At 48.3% G+C, this 17,146-nt stretch carries 17 protein-coding genes and 1 pseudogene; 15 read left to right on the forward strand and 3 right to left on the reverse strand.

Annotated elements, in window-relative coordinates:
* Window positions 1-8: 8 nt before the first annotated feature.
* The 9 genes and pseudogenes from H8K26_RS10835 to H8K26_RS10875 all read left to right on the forward strand — a co-directional run bounded on the left by H8K26_RS10835 (window position 9) and on the right by H8K26_RS10875 (window position 10,128).
* On the forward strand, window positions 9-2,177 hold the full coding sequence (locus H8K26_RS10835) for a sodium-translocating pyrophosphatase (RefSeq protein WP_190479436.1): 2,169 nt from the start codon (window positions 9-11) through the stop codon (window positions 2,175-2,177).
* Between the two features lie 254 nt (window positions 2,178-2,431).
* Window positions 2,432-3,190, forward strand: coding sequence for a 3-hydroxyacyl-CoA dehydrogenase (locus H8K26_RS10840; RefSeq protein WP_190479438.1), 759 nt, complete (start codon window positions 2,432-2,434; stop codon window positions 3,188-3,190).
* 134 nt (window positions 3,191-3,324) lie between these two features.
* Window positions 3,325-4,518: a patatin-like phospholipase family protein gene (locus H8K26_RS10845; protein ID WP_186883151.1), complete on the forward strand. Its 1,194-nt coding sequence runs from the start codon at window positions 3,325-3,327 to the stop codon at window positions 4,516-4,518.
* A 100-nt stretch (window positions 4,519-4,618) separates the two neighbouring features.
* Entirely contained in the window at window positions 4,619-4,990 is a 372-nt protein-coding gene (locus H8K26_RS10850; protein ID WP_190479440.1) for a ribonuclease, read from the forward strand.
* A gap of 5 nt (window positions 4,991-4,995) precedes the next feature.
* Window positions 4,996-5,415 (forward strand): annotated as a pseudogene (locus tag H8K26_RS10855) (barstar family protein); the annotation flags it as partial.
* Window positions 5,416-5,504: 89 nt separating this feature from the next.
* On the forward strand, window positions 5,505-6,110 hold the full coding sequence (gene purN / locus H8K26_RS10860; protein ID WP_190479444.1) for a phosphoribosylglycinamide formyltransferase: 606 nt from the start codon (window positions 5,505-5,507) through the stop codon (window positions 6,108-6,110).
* Window positions 6,111-6,151: 41 nt separating this feature from the next.
* Window positions 6,152-7,408 carry an RsmB/NOP family class I SAM-dependent RNA methyltransferase gene (locus tag H8K26_RS10865; RefSeq protein ID WP_190479446.1) on the forward strand — a complete coding sequence of 419 codons (1,257 nt, stop codon included), beginning with the start codon at window positions 6,152-6,154 and terminating at the stop codon, window positions 7,406-7,408.
* A 70-nt stretch (window positions 7,409-7,478) separates the two neighbouring features.
* Window positions 7,479-8,795, forward strand: a complete 1,317-nt coding sequence (locus H8K26_RS10870; RefSeq protein ID WP_190479448.1) for a mechanosensitive ion channel family protein — start codon at window positions 7,479-7,481, stop codon at window positions 8,793-8,795.
* Window positions 8,796-8,925: 130 nt separating this feature from the next.
* Window positions 8,926-10,128, forward strand: a complete 1,203-nt coding sequence (locus H8K26_RS10875; protein WP_190479450.1) for a DesA family fatty acid desaturase — start codon at window positions 8,926-8,928, stop codon at window positions 10,126-10,128.
* A gap of 134 nt (window positions 10,129-10,262) precedes the next feature.
* On the opposite strand, the gene rpmG is transcribed toward H8K26_RS10875, so the two are convergent.
* The 3 genes from rpmG to radC form a co-directional block, all read right to left on the reverse strand.
* Window positions 10,263-10,430, reverse strand: coding sequence for a 50S ribosomal protein L33 (gene rpmG / locus H8K26_RS10880; protein WP_110257750.1), 168 nt, complete (start codon window positions 10,428-10,430; stop codon window positions 10,263-10,265).
* A 25-nt stretch (window positions 10,431-10,455) separates the two neighbouring features.
* The gene (gene rpmB, locus H8K26_RS10885) at window positions 10,456-10,692 is read right to left on the reverse strand and encodes a 50S ribosomal protein L28 (protein WP_162040513.1); all 237 of its coding nucleotides are present in this window, start codon (window positions 10,690-10,692) and stop codon (window positions 10,456-10,458) included.
* A gap of 125 nt (window positions 10,693-10,817) precedes the next feature.
* Window positions 10,818-11,492: a RadC family protein gene (gene radC, locus H8K26_RS10890; protein WP_190479452.1), complete on the reverse strand. Its 675-nt coding sequence runs from the start codon at window positions 11,490-11,492 to the stop codon at window positions 10,818-10,820.
* 86 nt (window positions 11,493-11,578) lie between these two features.
* Between radC and H8K26_RS10895 the strand changes: the two genes are divergently transcribed.
* From H8K26_RS10895 to H8K26_RS10920, 6 genes are all read left to right on the forward strand, one after another.
* Window positions 11,579-12,034 (forward strand): FKBP-type peptidyl-prolyl cis-trans isomerase, encoded by a 456-nt coding sequence (locus tag H8K26_RS10895; RefSeq protein WP_190479454.1) that lies wholly within the window; start codon window positions 11,579-11,581, stop codon window positions 12,032-12,034.
* Between the two features lie 4 nt (window positions 12,035-12,038).
* Entirely contained in the window at window positions 12,039-13,004 is a 966-nt protein-coding gene (gene ispH, locus H8K26_RS10900) for a 4-hydroxy-3-methylbut-2-enyl diphosphate reductase (RefSeq protein ID WP_186883171.1), read from the forward strand.
* A gap of 477 nt (window positions 13,005-13,481) precedes the next feature.
* Entirely contained in the window at window positions 13,482-14,411 is a 930-nt protein-coding gene (locus H8K26_RS10905) for a branched-chain amino acid ABC transporter permease (protein WP_186896739.1), read from the forward strand.
* Window positions 14,412-14,422: 11 nt separating this feature from the next.
* Window positions 14,423-15,613: an ABC transporter permease subunit gene (locus H8K26_RS10910; protein ID WP_190479456.1), complete on the forward strand. Its 1,191-nt coding sequence runs from the start codon at window positions 14,423-14,425 to the stop codon at window positions 15,611-15,613.
* A gap of 11 nt (window positions 15,614-15,624) precedes the next feature.
* Window positions 15,625-16,395 (forward strand): ABC transporter ATP-binding protein, encoded by a 771-nt coding sequence (locus H8K26_RS10915; protein WP_190479458.1) that lies wholly within the window; start codon window positions 15,625-15,627, stop codon window positions 16,393-16,395.
* A complete protein-coding gene (locus H8K26_RS10920) occupies window positions 16,395-17,120 on the forward strand; it encodes an ABC transporter ATP-binding protein (RefSeq protein ID WP_190479460.1) in 726 nt (241 codons plus the stop codon). The genes H8K26_RS10915 and H8K26_RS10920 overlap by 1 nt, the downstream gene beginning before the upstream one ends.
* Window positions 17,121-17,146 lie beyond the last annotated feature (26 nt).

Here is a 17,146-nt window from a genome sequence, read left to right on the forward strand (position 1 = left end):
GAGTCACCATGGTAACGAGTCTCTGGTTTGTGATCGCATGCGGCATGATTGCCGTGCTATACGGTTTGCTGTCGCGCCGCTGGATATTAAAGCAGGACGCTGGCACACCGCGTATGCAGGAAATCGCGGCGGCGATACAGCAAGGTGCATCGGCTTATCTGGCACGACAATACCGCACGATAGCACTGGTGGGCGTGATCCTTTTCATTGCGATTGCCGCGATTCCCGGGCTAGGGCTGACAACTGCCTGCGGCTTTCTGATCGGTGCGGTATTGTCGGGTGCCTGTGGTTTTATCGGCATGAATGTATCGGTACGGGCGAACGTGCGTACCGCGCAGGCCGCGACCAAAGGGATGAATGAAGCGCTGGATGTCGCCTTCCGTGGTGGTGCGATTACCGGCATGCTGGTTGTAGGGCTGGGCTTGTTAGGCGTCACCGGTTTTTACTGGATACTCATACTCTCCGCGCCACATGGCATGGGACTGATGCTGAGTCAGCATGATGTGATTCAGCCCTTGATCGGACTCGCCTTCGGTGCTTCGCTGATTTCTATTTTTGCCCGGCTGGGTGGTGGTATTTTTACCAAAGGCGCCGATGTCGGTGCGGATCTGGTCGGTAAAGTCGAAGCAGGTATTCCTGAGGATGATCCGCGCAACCCTGCCGTGATTGCCGATAACGTTGGTGACAACGTCGGTGATTGTGCAGGTATGGCAGCAGATTTATTTGAAACTTATGTCGTGACGCTGATTGCGACGATGTTACTGGGTGCACTGGTCGTCACTAACGCTGTCACGCAAGCGATTGTTTATCCCTTGCTGCTCGGGGCGGTGTCGATACTCGCCTCGATTGTCGGTTGTTCTGCTGTCAAAGCCAGACCCGGTAAAAAAATCATGTCAGCGCTGTATACCGGCTTATGGTGGGCCGCCGGTTTGTCGCTGATCGGCTTTGCGATCGTTACCTGGCTGGTGTGGCCCGACGACGCAATGCGCTGGCGCATGATGGGCGCGACCGTGGTTGGTATCGTGCTGACTGGCCTGATGGTGCACATCACTGAATATTACACAGGAACCGATTTTAAGCCGGTGCAGCACGTTGCCCAGGCATCGACGACCGGCCACGGTACCAACATTATTGCCGGTCTGGGTGTGTCGATGAAATCGACCGCGTGGCCGGTGCTGGCGGTGTGCGCTGCCATTCTGAGTTCTTACAGCTTTGGCGGCTTATACGGTATTGCGATTGCTGCGACGGCGATGCTGTCGATGGCGGGCATCATCGTCGCTCTTGATGCGTATGGCCCGATTACAGATAACGCCGGTGGTATCGCTGAAATGTCAGAAATGCCAGCGTCTGTCAGGGCCATTACCGATCCGCTGGATGCGGTTGGCAACACCACCAAAGCGGTGACCAAGGGCTATGCGATAGGCTCAGCGGGTCTGGCTGCATTGGTATTGTTTGCCGACTACACCCATGCTTTAGATGCGGTCGGTAAATCGACCGCATTTGATTTGTCTAATCCTCAGGTCATTGTTGGGCTGTTTATAGGTGGATTGATTCCCTATTTGTTTGGTGCAATGGCAATGGAAGCCGTGGGGCGTGCCGCTGGTGCCGTGGTGGTGGAGGTGCGCCGCCAGTTCAGCGAAATCAAAGGCATCATGGATGGCACTGGCAAGCCAGAGTACGACAAGGCGGTCGATATGCTGACCACGTCAGCTATCCGGGAAATGATCTTGCCGTCGCTGTTGCCCGTGATTGTGCCAGTGCTCGTTGGTTTGCTGCTGGGACCAGCCGCTTTGGGTGGATTATTAATGGGAACGATAGTGACAGGATTATTCGTCGCCATTTCTATGACGACCGGTGGCGGTGCCTGGGATAATGCAAAGAAATATATTGAGGATGGTCATTACGGTGGCAAAGGCTCAGAGGCGCATAAGGCGGCTGTGACCGGTGATACGGTGGGCGACCCTTATAAAGACACCGCCGGACCAGCCGTGAATCCTTTGATCAAAATTATTAATATTGTTGCCTTGTTACTTGTGCCGCTGTTGCCGCATCCGCATCCAGTACTACAGTCGGCTGGCGGTAGCACAGCAAGTGTTTCTACCTCATCTGCCGCTGTCGTCCTCGTTCCTGCTGTACCTCCACTCGAGGGGATTCTGTCAGTGTCGGTACAGAAATAGATGCAAGATCAAATTAGAAAAAGACACAGATATAAACGGAATATTTGATTCAGATAAAAAAGATGCGTGCCAGAACAGCGGAGCATCTTTTTTCTTTTAGCGGTGCGGCAAACTTGGATACAATGCAGATATGACGTTTACGTAAACGTAATGCGTTTGCATTGCCCGTTTGAATGCAAGCCCAATATCTGGTCAGATTTTCACATCAATAGCATTAGTTTGCTATTTCTTAACCAAAACGAAAGAGACAGAACATGCAAATCCAACATGGTGTTTTTATTATTACTGGCGGTGCTTCCGGCTTGGGTGCCGCGACGGCAAAGATGATCGCTGCCAATGGCGGTAAAGTTGTGCTGGCAGATGTGCAGGTGGATGCTGGTGAGAAACTGGCGGCAGAATTGGGCGGCATCTTCGTGAAGTGTGATGTAACTTCAGAAGCCGATGGCAAAGCGGTTGTCGACGCCGCGACTGCTTTGGGTACTGTGCGTGGTCTGGTGAATTGCGCGGGCGTTGCGCCTGCGGTTAAAACTGTTGGTAAAGACGGACCACATCCGCTCGACGTATTTCAGCGTGTGGTGAATATTAACCTGATTGGCACGTTCAATATGTGTCGTCTGGCTGCTGATGCGATGGCAAAAACAGACGCGACAGAACAAGGCGAGCGTGGTGTGATTATTAATACCGCATCGGTTGCGGCGTATGATGGACAAATTGGTCAGGCAGCATATGCATCCTCTAAAGCAGCGGTTGTCGGGCTGACCTTACCGATGGCGCGTGATTTATCCCGCAGTGGGATTCGTGTCATGACAATTGCGCCGGGTATTTTTGAAACACCGATGTTGCTGGGCATGCCGCAAGAAGTGCAGGACGCGTTAGGAAAGATGGTGCCGTTCCCACCTCGTCTCGGCAAGCCGGAAGAATATGCGCATTTGTCCAAAACGATTATTGAAAACGTCATGCTGAACGGTGAAACTATCCGTCTGGATGGCGCTATCCGTATGCAGCCAAAATAACGTTGCGATATCGTTGATGTATCGTTGATGTTGTCAGAGAGCGCAGCGTCTGTGCCTGATCTGATGACAATTTCGTTACAGGCTAATACACTAGGGCGAACACTTGTTTGCCCTTTTTTTATTGTCGGAGTCTGATGAATTCTCATTCTGAAACTGGATTAATCCTGACCGGTGGTGGCGCTCGCGCTGCCTACCAGGTTGGCGTGCTGGATGAAATTGCCAGGATTCTGGTTGAGGAAGCATCCTGGTCTCCTGCCACTAACCCTTTCGGTATTATCTGCGGCACCTCTGCCGGTGCCATCAATGCGACGGCTCTGGCTTGTCGTGCCGATCATTTTGGCGAGTCGGTCGCGCATGTGCTCAAGGTGTGGGAAAACTTTGAAGCAGCACAGGTCTACCGGTCTGATTCTTTAGGTGTCATCCGGACAGGCGCTCGCTGGCTGACCTTGTGGTCATTTGGCTGGTTGCTGAATAAATGGCGTCAGTCGCCACCCAATTCTCTGCTGGATAGTTCACCACTTGCAGATTTGCTGAACCGGATGCTGGATTTGCCGCGATTAGACGCCGCACTGCAATCGGGCGCTTTGCGGGCTTTGGCGGTGACGGCCTCGTCGTACACGTCTGGTCATCACTTAACTTTTTATCAGACTCTGGCAGATATTGCACCATGGGTACGCAGTCAGCGTTTGTCGCAACGTGACTTTATCGCCGTCTCACATTTAATGGCATCGGCAGCAATTCCATTTATTTTTCCCGCCGTTCCATTGAATTGGGGAGGCCATCTTCAATATTGCGGTGACGGTTCTATGCGCCAGTTGGCACCGATTTCCCCGGCGATCCATCTGGGGGCGAAGAAAGTGCTGATCGTGGGTGCTGGCAGGCTGGCGGAACCACCTGCCGCAAGTGCGGATCATGCGCAATATCCCAGTCTTGCTCAAATTGCCGGCCATGCTCTTTCAAGTATTTTTCTCGATAGTCTCGCCGTTGATATTGAACGGTTGACGCGGATTAATAAAACCTTGTCCTTGTTGCCCAAAGAAGCCCTCGCAAATGCGCCGTTGCGCCCAGTAGAGTTACTGGTGATTGCACCTTCTGAACGTCTGGATGAAATTGCGAGTCGCCATACCGGCAGCTTACCTTTGCCTGTTCGAACCATGCTGGGAGGAGTAGGTGCAACCGAGGCACGTGGCGCGGCATTGGCGTCCTATCTTTTGTTTGAAGCAAGTTATACGCGCGAATTGATTGCGCTGGGCAGACGTGATACCAGGGCAAAGCAAGAAGATGTATTAAATTTTTTTCGTTCAGAAGACGACATTCTCAAACGATAACAGGCCGGTCAGCTATGAATGAAGGTTGATACATGGCGAGCAAACCGTTAATCTACGGTTTAGTTCACCGTTTGCATAATGCTAAATTAATGAGTAGTTAATGAGAAATTTTCGATTTTTTCGCCAGTACTTTCTCTTTTTGACGATTGCTTTACTTGCTTCTGTTGTATTTGCAAAAGATAATGTCGGCATCGTGTTCGTCAGCGAACTTCCGCGCGAGGCACAGACAACCCTTATGCTGATTAAGCAAGGTGGCCCGTTTCCATACGAAAAAGATGGCGTTGTTTTTGGTAATTACGAGTCCAGACTTCCAAAGCAAAAGCGTGGCTATTATCACGAATACACAGTCAAAACCCCGAGAGCCCGCAATCGCGGTGCTCGCCGCATTATCGCTGGCGGAATACCGGCGCAATCCGGGGAGTATTACTATACCGATGACCATTACGAAAGTTTTCGGCGTATCAGAGAATAATTATGATCTCATCACCTGAGGGAGAAATGGATTTATTAGTAACAGTGGCACCGAATGTCGTGCAGTCGATTCGGGCTTTTCGTGTTCCTGATCTGCAAGCAGAAGCGGCACATCTGGGGCAGCACTTTTTGTACGCATATTGTCTTGACACGACGACCAAGCAACAAGTTTTGGCTAAAATTGCTGCATCTTTCGGTTTTCCAAAACATTTCGGGAAAAATTTTGACGCTCTGTATGATTGCCTGACAGATATGATTCATCAGGCAGGCCTACAACCCGGCTTTGTCATTGTTCTGGAGCAATTACCAAATACACCGAAATTTGATAAGGAAGCGCGTGAAATTTTATTAGACGTGTTTCGTGATGCCGCCGATTTCTGGGCAGAAAAGAAAGTTGCTTTTCGGGTATTTTATTCGTTTGAATAACGATCTCAATGTGGCCAGACTAAAATGCCGGCGCTGATGACCGGCATTTTTATTTGGGAGTCAGTGCCTTACAGCGTTACAATGCCGCCATGAAAAAGATCGTTATTCTCATTTCTGGTCGTGGTAGTAATATGCGGGCAATCGTTGATGCCTGCATTTCACAAAAATGGCCAGCACAGATTGCTGCCGTAATCAGTAACAAAGCCGATGCCAGCGGTTTGGCTTACGCTGCCGCGCTTGGCATAGATACAGCCGTTGTCGTCAGCAAGGAATTTTCATCTCGCGAAGCATTCGATCATGTGCTGCAGCAGAAGATTGACGAATATTTGCCTGATCTTGTTGTCCTGGCGGGTTTTATGCGGATTCTCACACCTGCATTCGTAGAGCATTATGCCGGGCGTTTGCTGAATATACATCCATCATTGTTGCCGAGTTTTACTGGCCTTGCGACACACAGGCAGGCACTGGATGCTGGCGTCAAGGTGCATGGCGCGACGGTGCATTTTGTGACCGCGGAGCTTGATCACGGGCCGATTGTTGCTCAGGCAGTTGTTCCGGTCAAAGCGGATGATACCGAGGACAGTCTGGCTCTTCGCGTACTGGAGCAGGAGCATGTCATTTATCCACAGGCGGTACGCCTGTTTGTGGAAGACAAAATCAATATTACTGGCCATATCGTTACGGTCAGTGAATAAACAGGTCAACATTGACCGATATAGAATTTTAAGGAAGCAGCATGAGATTACCTCCAGCCATTACTGGCCACACAGAAGAAGTTTTACGCGAGATTTTACGTTTTACCGGTCCAGCCGATGGTACTTTATCCCGCTATTTCCGCGAACATCCGCGCCTTGGTTCGCGTGAACGCGGCGTGATCGCTGAAGCGATCTACGGCTTGTTGCGGAATAAATCGGTATATACCAATTTTGCTGAATCTGGTTCTGGTTCGCCGATGCGACGTCTGACCTTACTTGGTCTGGCAGATGCTGTTGGTGCTGAGTCACTTGGTGGGCTCACCGAAGAAGAAAGCAGCTGGTTAGAACGGGTAATGCAAATCGATCGCTCACATTTACCCGTCGTAATGAAGGCTAATTTACCTGCCTGGCTGTGGGAAAAATTAAGTGAGCGTTTTGGTGAAGAGAAGGCGCTGGCGCTGGCGGAATCATTGAATACACCTGCTTCTCTTGATTTACGAGTGAACTCGATGAAAGCTAATCGTGATGATGTGGCTGCGGCACTTGCGCAGGCACCGATTATCGCCGAGCCGACACCGTATTCCAGCACTTGTTTGCGGGTAAAGAAAAAGCCATCGATACAGAATTTGCCGTTATTTAAAGACGGCACGATAGAAGTTCAGGACGAAGGCAGTCAGTTACTCGCGCAACTGGTTGGCGCCCGACGTGGTGAAATGGTTGCCGATTTTTGCGCTGGTGCCGGTGGTAAGACATTGGCACTCGGTGCGACGATGCGCAACACAGGTCGTTTATACGCATTTGATATTTCTGAAAAGCGTCTGGCGAAGCTGAAGCCACGTCTCGCCCGCAGTGGCTTATCAAACGTGCATCCGGTTGTGATTGCGCATGAGAAGGACGCAAAAATTAAGCGCTTGGCAGGCAAGCTTGATCGTGTGCTGGTTGATGCACCATGCAGTGGCCTCGGGACTTTACGCCGCAATCCTGACGTCAAATGGCGCCAGACGGTCGAAGGTGTGGCGGAACTGAATGTAAAGCAAGCTTCTATTCTGGCGAGTGCCTCTCGCATGGTGAAAGCTGGTGGTCGTTTGGTATATGCGACATGCAGTATTCTGGATGAAGAGAATGAAGCGATTGTTCAGGCTTTCCTGGCGGAACATGCTGATTTCACTTTAGTGCCGGCATCAAAAGTCTTGGCTGAGCAAAAGATAGAACTGGAGATGGGCGACTATCTGAAGTTGTATCCACATATTCATCAGACTGACGGTTTCTTTGCTGCGATATTAGAACGCAATAAATAATTTGTTCCTTCTATAGTCCTCTTCGTTATGCGAAGAGGACATTTTTATTTTCCCGATTTATTTTCCCAATATGAGCGCACCATTACTCGCCAGTTTATTGTCAGATCTGGCCACCGATTTTCGTGAGCCTCAGTTTTTTTGGCAAGTGGGGACCGTGTTATGTTGTTTTGCGCTTGCCTGGGTCATTTCGCGCTTTCTTAAAAGTAGTGTCGCGGGTAGTCGTGAGCATGCCAGCTCAGGTGTTGTCCAATTAGGTGTCGGTAGTTTTTCACGTGTGCTGACGCCCGCGCTGACCTTATTGTTTTTACTGATCGGTAAAGCGATTTTGGGACAATGGCAGCATACCAATCTGATCCGGTTACTATTTCCAGTGATAGGTTCTCTGGCACTCATACGCTTTGGGTTTTATGTTGTACGTAAGACTTTTGCCAGGGATGGAAGCTTAGGTAAGTTTCTGGCTCTTTTTGAAAAGCTATTCGCAGGCTTGGTGTGGGTCGGTGTTGTCTTGCACTTCAGTGGTTTGTGGCCAGATTTATTGGAAGCAATGGATGACCTGGTCATTCCAGTTGGTAAGAATAAAATCTCCTTGCTGACGATTTTTCAGGCAAGTATTTCCGTCGCGATTACTTTAATTGTCGCATTGTGGGCCAGCGCCGCACTTGAAACCCGGCTGATGATGTTGCCAACGGTGCATACATCGTTGAAAGTTGTTCTCTCCCGTGTCGGACGCGCATTGCTTATTCTCGTCGCAATTCTGATGAGTCTCACCATTGTCGGGATCGACTTAACCGTCCTTTCCGTATTTGGCGGCGCACTTGGGGTTGGTTTAGGATTTGGTTTACAGAAAATTGCCAGTAGTTATGTTTCGGGATTCATTATTTTGCTCGACCGCAGCATGTCTATCGGAGATATGATTACCGTAGATAAATTCAGCGGAAAAGTCACTCAGATCAATACCCGGTACACCGTTGTGTTGGGACCTGATGGTTCCGAATCCGTGATTCCGAACGAAATGCTGGTATCAACGCCGGTACAAAATTATTCCTTAACCAATAGCAAGGTGGCGATGTCGACGGATCTGACGGTTTCCTATCAGACTGATCTGGATACGCTACTGGCTCTGTTAGCATCTGCGGTCGCTAAGGTTGCACGGGTTGCACAAGATCCCGCCCCGTCGGCATCTCTGATTAAGTTTGGCGCTGACGGTTTTGAGATCCGTGTTGGATTCTGGATATCTGATCCGGAGAATGGGCGTGTCGGCGTGCTGTCCGAGGTTAATCTGGCGATCTGGCAAGTCATTAAAGAGCACAACATAGATCTGCCGTTTCCACAAAGAGTGGTGACATTACTCAAAAACGAGCCATCGGAGGCTGCAAAGTTGAGCTGATGGACGCATATAAATTGGTGGAACCCCTCTAAAAACGCGTACAATACCCGCGCACGTGCCACTGAGGTTGTGCGTATATTTATACAACATAAGCTACGAAGCAAGCGATAACGACGGAGTACATGATATTTTGAGCACTTTTATTGAAACCGCAATAGATTTTCTTTCCAATGGCATTACCCGTGCCACTGGCTGGCAAGTTTTTGTATTCACCGCAATCGTTACTCATATTACGATTGCCAGCGTAACGATTTTTCTCCATCGTTGTCAGGCGCATCGCGCACTGGAATTGCACGCTATTCCTAGTCATTTTTTCCGTTTCTGGCTGTGGCTGACCACTGGTCAGGTCACGAAAGAATGGGCTGCTATCCATCGTAAACATCACGCAAAGTGTGAGACTGAAGAGGATCCGCACAGTCCGCAGACGCGTGGTATCAAGAAAGTGTTGTTCGAGGGCGCGGAATTGTATCGTAGTGAATGCAAGAACTTGGAAACCATGCAGAAATACGGCCATGGGACCCCGGACGATTGGCTGGAGAGGAATGTCTACACCCGCTTCAGCGGGCGAGGCATTGTCTTAATGCTGCTTATCGACTTTCTCCTGTTTGGCGTTATCGGTATTACTGTCTGGGCAGTGCAGATGGTATGGATTCCGATTACTGCCGCCGGAATAATTAACGGTATCGGTCATTACTGGGGCTATCGTAACTATGATTGTGTTGATGCTTCTACCAATATATTTCCGTTGGGAATATTGATTGGTGGTGAAGAGTTACACAATAACCACCACACGTTTGGCACTTCGGCGAAGTTGTCATCTAAGTGGTACGAGTTTGATATTGGTTGGATGTATATCCGCACCATGGAAATGGTTGGTTGGGCGACGGTGAAAAAAGTGGCGCCGGAACCAAAATTTGTCGAGTTGAAATCCGCAGTCGATATGGAAACTTTGCAGGCGGTGATCACTAATCGCTACGATGTCATGGCTAAGTACGCAAAATCTTTGCGTAAAACCTGGCATGATGAAGTTGTTTTATTGCGCGAGAAAGCCCAGTTTGAAGCGGCGCGTCTGAAAGTCACAAAAAAGCTGTTGCAGCGTGAACCGACCAAGCTGGAAGTATCTCAGAAACAAGAATTGTCAGAAGTGTTGGCTCACAGTACCGTCTTGCAGACGATGCACGATATGCGTGTTGAATTAGGACTGATCTGGGAGCGTTCGACAGTCAGCCGTGAACAACTGGTGCATCAACTGCAGGATTGGTGTCTGCGCGCTGAAGCGTCGGGTATTCAGGCTTTACACGATTTTTCCCGCAGGTTGCGCACCTACGCCTGATACGGCATAGCGTATAAGAAACGGCGTGAGTAGCGCCGTTTTTTTTATGGTTAATCGAGAACATTCAGGGAAACGAAAAACGAAAAAAAAACCTCGCAATGCGAGGTTTTTTTATTGCTACTAAAAACGCAAAATTATTTAATTTTGGTTTCTTTGTAGATTACATGCTTACGTGCCTTAGGATCAAATTTCATGATCTCCATTTTTTCAGGCATCGTGCGCTTGTTTTTAGATGTTGTGTAGAAGTGACCTGTACCAGCAGTCGATTCCAGTTTGATTTTGTCGCGACCAGATTTAGCCATGATGATTTCCTAACAATAGTTTAGCTTAAACTTTTTCGCCGCGAGCACGCAGGTCAGCCAAAACCGCATCAATACCGATTTTGTCAATGACGCGCAGACCAGCGTTAGATAAACGCAGAGAAACCCAACGGTTTTCTGATTCTACGAAAAAGCGACGGTTTTGCAGGTTAGGCAAAAAGCGACGTTTTGTTTTGTTATTAGCGTGGGAAACGTTGTTGCCAACCATCGGCCCTTTCCCAGTTACTTGGCAGACACGTGCCATATTTAACTCCTTGATAGTTTCCGAAATTGGAAAAAATGAGAGTATAAACAAAATCTCATGAATTATCAATGACTTGCGAAAAATAATTGTGTCTTAATTTAAAAATTAATTTAACAATTTAAAATTCAGAGTAAACCATGCTCTGCGAAGGAGTAGACATCTGGGTTTGCAATAATAAAATGATCCAGTACTCGTACATCGACCAGTGCCAGTGCCTGCTTCAGAGTTTGCGTTAGTCGCACATCTGCATCGCTGGGTTCGCAGGAGCCTGACGGGTGGTTGTGAGCAAGGATAATGGCCGCTGCGTTGTGTTGTAAGGCTGTTTTAACTACTTCTCTGGGGTACACGCTGGCGTGATTGAGGGTGCCCCGAAATAATTCTTCTGATGTAATCAGCCTGTTTTTCGTGTCGAGAAACAGAACCGCAAAGGATTCATGTGTTTTGTTTCCGATTAAGAGTTGCAGATAGTGCTTAACGGCTTGTGGTGAAGATAGGGAGGCGTTGATTTGCAACTCTTCGTAAATAGACCTTCTGGCCAATTCAAGCACAGCTTGCAATTGTGCGTATTTAGCATGCCCTAATCCGTGAATGGCAGAGAACTCGGTAATGGAGGCGTTAAATAACTTTGATAAAGAGCCAAAGCTATTGATCATCTCGCGCCCCAGGTCCACCGCGCTTTTCCCTGTAACGCCGGTTCGTAAAAACACAGCCAGGAGTTCAGCGTCCGATAACGCAGCCGCGCCAAATCTGATCAGTCTTTCCCTTGGCCTCTGATCTTCAGGCCAATCGTTAATTGCCATATTTACGTCACTCCGGAATTTTGAGAAAAGAATCGAAGTACAAAAGCTGGCTTACAATAGACACTTATTTGTTAAAGCCATTGATCATGACCACTTCCAACACCCCCATTGTTACTAAAGATGCTTATCTTACTTTGCATTACCGGCTCGCGACCTTAGATGGTGAAGACATTATCAGCACATTCAAAGAAAGCCCGGCAACATTGCAGATGGGAACCGGCCAGCTTGCTCCTGAGCTTGAACTGTCTCTGATTGGCTTGACAGAGGGAGCTCATGTAACGCAAGAATTATCGCCGGAAAAAGCGTTCGGTCCACGTAATCCTGACTTGGTTCAGCGTGTGTCTGTCACTACTTTAAAAGAAAATTCGGCATCTGGCGAACAATACGTCGTTGGAGATCTGGTTGATTTTGCCGCTCCTTCTGGTGGACGTTTTGCCGGAGTGTTACGTTCAGTGGATGAACAGGGATATATTTTTGATTTCAATCATCCCCTTGCCGGGCAGACCTTATTATTTGAAACAAAAATCATAGGGATTTTGTAAACACATGGAAAAAGAGATTTTATTGGCTCAGCCCCGTGGTTTTTGCGCCGGGGTAGATCGTGCAATTGAAATCGTGGAGAGGGCATTAGAGAAATTTGGTGCACCTATCTATGTCAGGCATGAAATCGTACACAACGCTTATGTTGTGAATGATTTGAAAGAAAAAGGGGCTATTTTTATCGAAGACCTGAACGATGTTCCTCGCGGAAATACCTTGGTTTTTTCTGCGCATGGTGTGTCTCAGGCCGTCCGTAAAGAAGCAGAAGAACGTGGCGTACAGATTTTTGATGCTACCTGTCCTTTGGTCTCAAAGGTTCATTCTGAAGTTGTTAAGATGCGTGATGAGGGCCGGGAAATTATCATGATCGGTCACCAGGGGCATCCGGAAGTCGAAGGTACGATGGGACAGGCAGAAAGCGGGATGTATTTGGTTGAGACAATTGAGGATGTAGATCGCTTGATCGTTTCGGATCCTGCGATGCTGGCTTATGTCTCGCAGACTACGCTGTCGGTTGATGATACTGCCGAAATTATCGCCGCTCTGAAGAGGCGCTTTCCATCCATCAGTGAACCCAAAAAGGGGGATATCTGTTACGCAACAACTAACCGTCAGGAGGCTGTAAAGTTCATGGCACCTCAAGTCGATCTGGTGTTGGTGGTTGGAAGTCCAAACAGTTCGAATTCAAATCGTCTACGTGAACTCGCCGAAAAAATTGGCGTGCCTGCATTTATGGTCGACAATGCGGCGCAGATCAATCCTGTCTGGCTGGAAAATGTCCTGCGCATCGGTGTTACTGCTGGCGCGTCTGCTCCAGAAGTATTGGTGGCTGAGGTGATTGCACGTTTGCGCGATCTTGGTGCACGCAGCGTCCGGGCTTTAGATGGTGTTCAGGAGCATGTGACGTTTCCTATGCCAAAAGGACTCAGTGCCAATAAGGAAATATCACACCAGGCAAACTCATCGACATAACAATTGAAAAATTTGTTTTCTATCGATATTCAATATTTTATTTTGCCAATTCGTATTTAAGATTGTTCCGCACATCAATGCGGATATTGACCAAATTGATCAAGTGTTGACAGTCGTCATTGATTTTTGTGGAAAATACGTAGCATCGGGTGGTTTTTTTACCACTCGTACAGTGTGTCGCATCTGTATAATTCCGCCCACTTCAATGGCGTAACAAAGAAGTCTAAATATTAGAAAAACTTTTACAAAAAGTTGCAGAGGAGAATTGATCATGTGCATTACACGTACTATTGGCACTCTCGATATGATGACGCGCCTTTTCGGATAGCAAATTGTTAAAACACGAGCGGCCCCCTGAGTAAAGGGAGCCGTTTTTTGTTAACAGGAATGATTTTTGCTGATTACGAACTAGCTTATCCAGTTCAAAGTTGTCGTTTAGCTGAAATTCCGATTCGTTTATAGAGAGAGATGCGAAATATGGATACCTTTATCCAACAAATTATTAATGGGCTTGTCTTAGGTAGTATGTATGCTCTGGTTGCCCTGGGGTACACCATGGTCTATGGGGTGCTGAATCTGATTAACTTCGCACACGGTGATGTGCTGATGGTGGGCGCGATGGCGGGGCTGAGTATCATCAAGCTTTTGCAGGTCTATGCGCCCGGACTTCCAGGTTTCGTCATGTTGCTGATTGCAATTCTTGGCGCAATTCCAGTCTGTATCGCTGTCAATCTGCTTATTGAGCGTGTGGCATATCGCCGTTTGCGCAATGCGCCTCGTCTGGCTCCATTGATCACGGCAATTGGTGTTTCACTTCTGGTGCAGACCTTTGCCATGATGATCTGGGGGCGTAGTCCTATCTCATTCCCGTCTGTCATGCCGACTATCCCTGTTGAGGTTGGCGGGGCAGTGATTTCTCAGGTGCAAATCTTACTGCTGGTACTGGCTACCGTGGCGATGATAGCGCTGGTGCTGCTGGTAGAAAAAACCAAGATGGGACGGGCAATGCGGGCGACGGCTGAAAACCCCCGTGTTGCAGGCTTAATGGGGGTTGATTCGAATAAGGTGATCGTCGCCACGTTTGCAATTGGTGCCGCACTTGCTGCCATTGCAGGCGTAATGTGGGCTGCCAATTATTCGTCTGCACAGTTCGCCATGGGATTTGTTCCCGGCTTAAAAGCCTTCTCTGCAGCTGTATTAGGCGGAATCGGTAATATTTATGGTGCGATGGTTGGTGGCATCATTCTTGGGTTGATCGAAAGTATGGGAGCAGGATATATCGGTGATTTAACCGGAGGTGTACTCGGTAGCCAATACCAGGATATTTTTGCTTTTATTGTTTTGATTATCGTGCTGACATTGCGACCATCCGGCATCATGGGTGAACGCGTTGCTGACCGTGCGTAAGGGGAAGATCAATGTCAACTATATTTGATGTCAAAGCAAATCCTGAAAAGGCCTACACGAGCTTTGCTGTGTTGGGGATAGTGCTGGTTCTTTTCCCGTTTGTTGCTGCAAATTTTGGTAATTCCTGGGTTCGTATTATCGACTTCGCGTTGCTCTATATCATGCTGGCGCTTGGTTTAAATATTGTGGTCGGTTTTGCCGGATTACTCGATCTTGGCTATATCGCGTTTTATGCGGTAGGTGCTTATCTGGCGGCTCTTTTCGGTTCACCACAGTTTGCGACTGTTCTGGCGTCGTTTGTTGAAAATTACCCGGCACTCGGGAATTTTCTGGTAACGCTGTTTGGCCCGGAAATCGCACAAAAGGGTATTCATCTTTCGGTCTGGATCATTATTCCTTTTGCGGCAGCCATTGCGGGCTTATTTGGTGCATTGCTTGGTGCGCCTACATTAAAGCTGCGCGGCGATTACCTTGCGATCGTGACGTTGGGTTTCGGTGAGATTATCCGCATTTTTATGAATAATATGAATGCGCCGGTCAATATTACGAACGGACCTCAGGGGATCAACATGATTGATCCGGTCAGTGTCTTAGGTGTTTCGCTGGCAGGTGAAGCGGGTTCCAATGCGACGATTAATCTGGCTGGTTTCAGCATGCCATCGGTGAATGCCTATTATTTCCTGTTTTTATTTTTGTGTATCGCCATCGTGATTGTATCGACACGTTTGCAGCACTCGCGTCTCGGAAGAGCCTGGGTAGCGATTCGGGAAGATGAAATCGCTGCAAAAGCGATGGGTATCAATACGCGTAACGTGAAATTGCTGGCGTTTTCCATGGGCGCATCATTTGGTGGTATTTCTGGTGCCATGTTCGCGTCGTTTCAGGGATTCGTTTCACCAGAGTCTTTTTCTCTGACCGAGTCTATGGTAATTCTCGCCATGGTCGTACTGGGAGGGATCGGTCATATTCCCGGCGTGATTCTCGGCGCGATTTTGATCGCGGCATTACCTGAAGTGTTACGTCACGTGGTTGAGCCAGTGCAGATGTTGATATTCGGAAAAATCTGGATTGATGCTGAGGTATTGCGCCAACTGTTGTACGGTCTGGCAATGGTGGTTGTCATGTTGAATCGTCCGGCCGGTTTATGGCCAGCGCCGAAACATGAAGACAGAATGGCCAAAACGAATGACGCAGCAGCATAAGGAAGATCAAGATGACTGAACAAACAATGTTGAAAATTGAGGGTGCGAACAAGCGTTTTGGTGGTTTGCAAGCATTGTCAAACGTAGGGATTGACATCAAGAAAGGTCAGATTTACGGTTTGATCGGCCCGAATGGCGCTGGTAAAACAACTTTTTTTAATGTGATCACCGGCTTGTATCAACCTGATACCGGCAGCTTCGAGCTGGATGGCAAGCCGTATTCGCCTTCGGCACCGCATGAGGTCGCTAAGGCGGGGATTGCCCGTACCTTCCAGAATATCCGTCTGTTTGGCGAAATGACTGCACTCGAAAACGTGATGGTGGGGCGTCATATCCGTACCAGGCAAGGTGTTTTTGGCGCTATATTTCAACACGCTGCTGCGCGTGAAGAAGAGGCGGCAATCCGTCGTCGCGCACAGGAATTGCTAGATTTTGTCGGTATTGGACAATTCGCCGGACGTACATCCAAGTTTCTTTCTTACGGTGATCAGCGCAGACTTGAAATTGCCCGCGCATTAGCAACTGATCCGAAATTACTTGCTCTTGATGAGCCAGCTGCTGGTATGAATGCGACTGAAAAACTTGCACTCAGAGAACTGCTGGTGAAAATCAAGGCCGAAGGAAAGACCGTACTCTTGATTGAACATGACGTGAAATTGATGATGGGCCTGTGTGACCGTATTACCGTATTGGATTATGGCAAACCGATTGCAGAAGGTGTTCCGGCTGATATTCAGAAAAATCCTGCGGTAATCGAAGCATATTTGGGAGGTGCTCATTAATGGCTGAGAACATTTTAAAGATCAGTAATCTGAAGGTTGCTTACGGTGGTATTAAGGCCGTTAAAGGCATAGACCTTGAGGTGAATAAGGGCGAATTGATCACGTTGATTGGTGCGAACGGCGCGGGGAAAACCACTACATTAAAAGCGGTCACCGGTACTTTGCCGAGCTGTACGGTGGAAGGTGATATCTTTTACTTAGGCAAATCCATCAGAGGAAAAAACTCTTTTGAACTGGTGACGAACCATCTGGCAATGGTACCTGAAGGACGAGGCGTATTTACCCGTATGACGATTCTTGAAAATCTGATGATGGGTGCTTTTACCAGAAATGATAAAGCCGGTATTGAAAGTGATATCGATAAATGGTTCTCGATTTTCCCCCGCTTGAAAGAACGCTCTGCTCAACTGGCAGGCACCCTTTCCGGTGGCGAGCAACAGATGCTGGCGATGGCAAGAGCATTGATGAGTCATCCTGAATTATTGTTGCTGGATGAGCCTTCAATGGGGTTGTCACCCATTATGGTTGAGAAGATTTTTGAAGTAATCAGAAATGTTTCAGCACAGGGTATTACGATTTTGCTGGTAGAACAAAATGCAAAATTAGCTCTGCAGGCCGCTCATCGTGGTTATGTGATGGAGTCAGGTACCATCACCATGAACGGTAACGCCAAAGACATGCTGGATGATCCAAAAGTTCAGGCGGCGTATTTAGGTGAAGTCTGATTATTTCCCTTCATAAAAAAAGCCCC

The sequence above is a fragment of the Cognatundibacterium aquatile genome (assembly GCF_014699135.1).
Classification (GTDB): Bacteria; Pseudomonadota; Gammaproteobacteria; order Burkholderiales; family Burkholderiaceae_D; genus Undibacterium; species Undibacterium aquatile.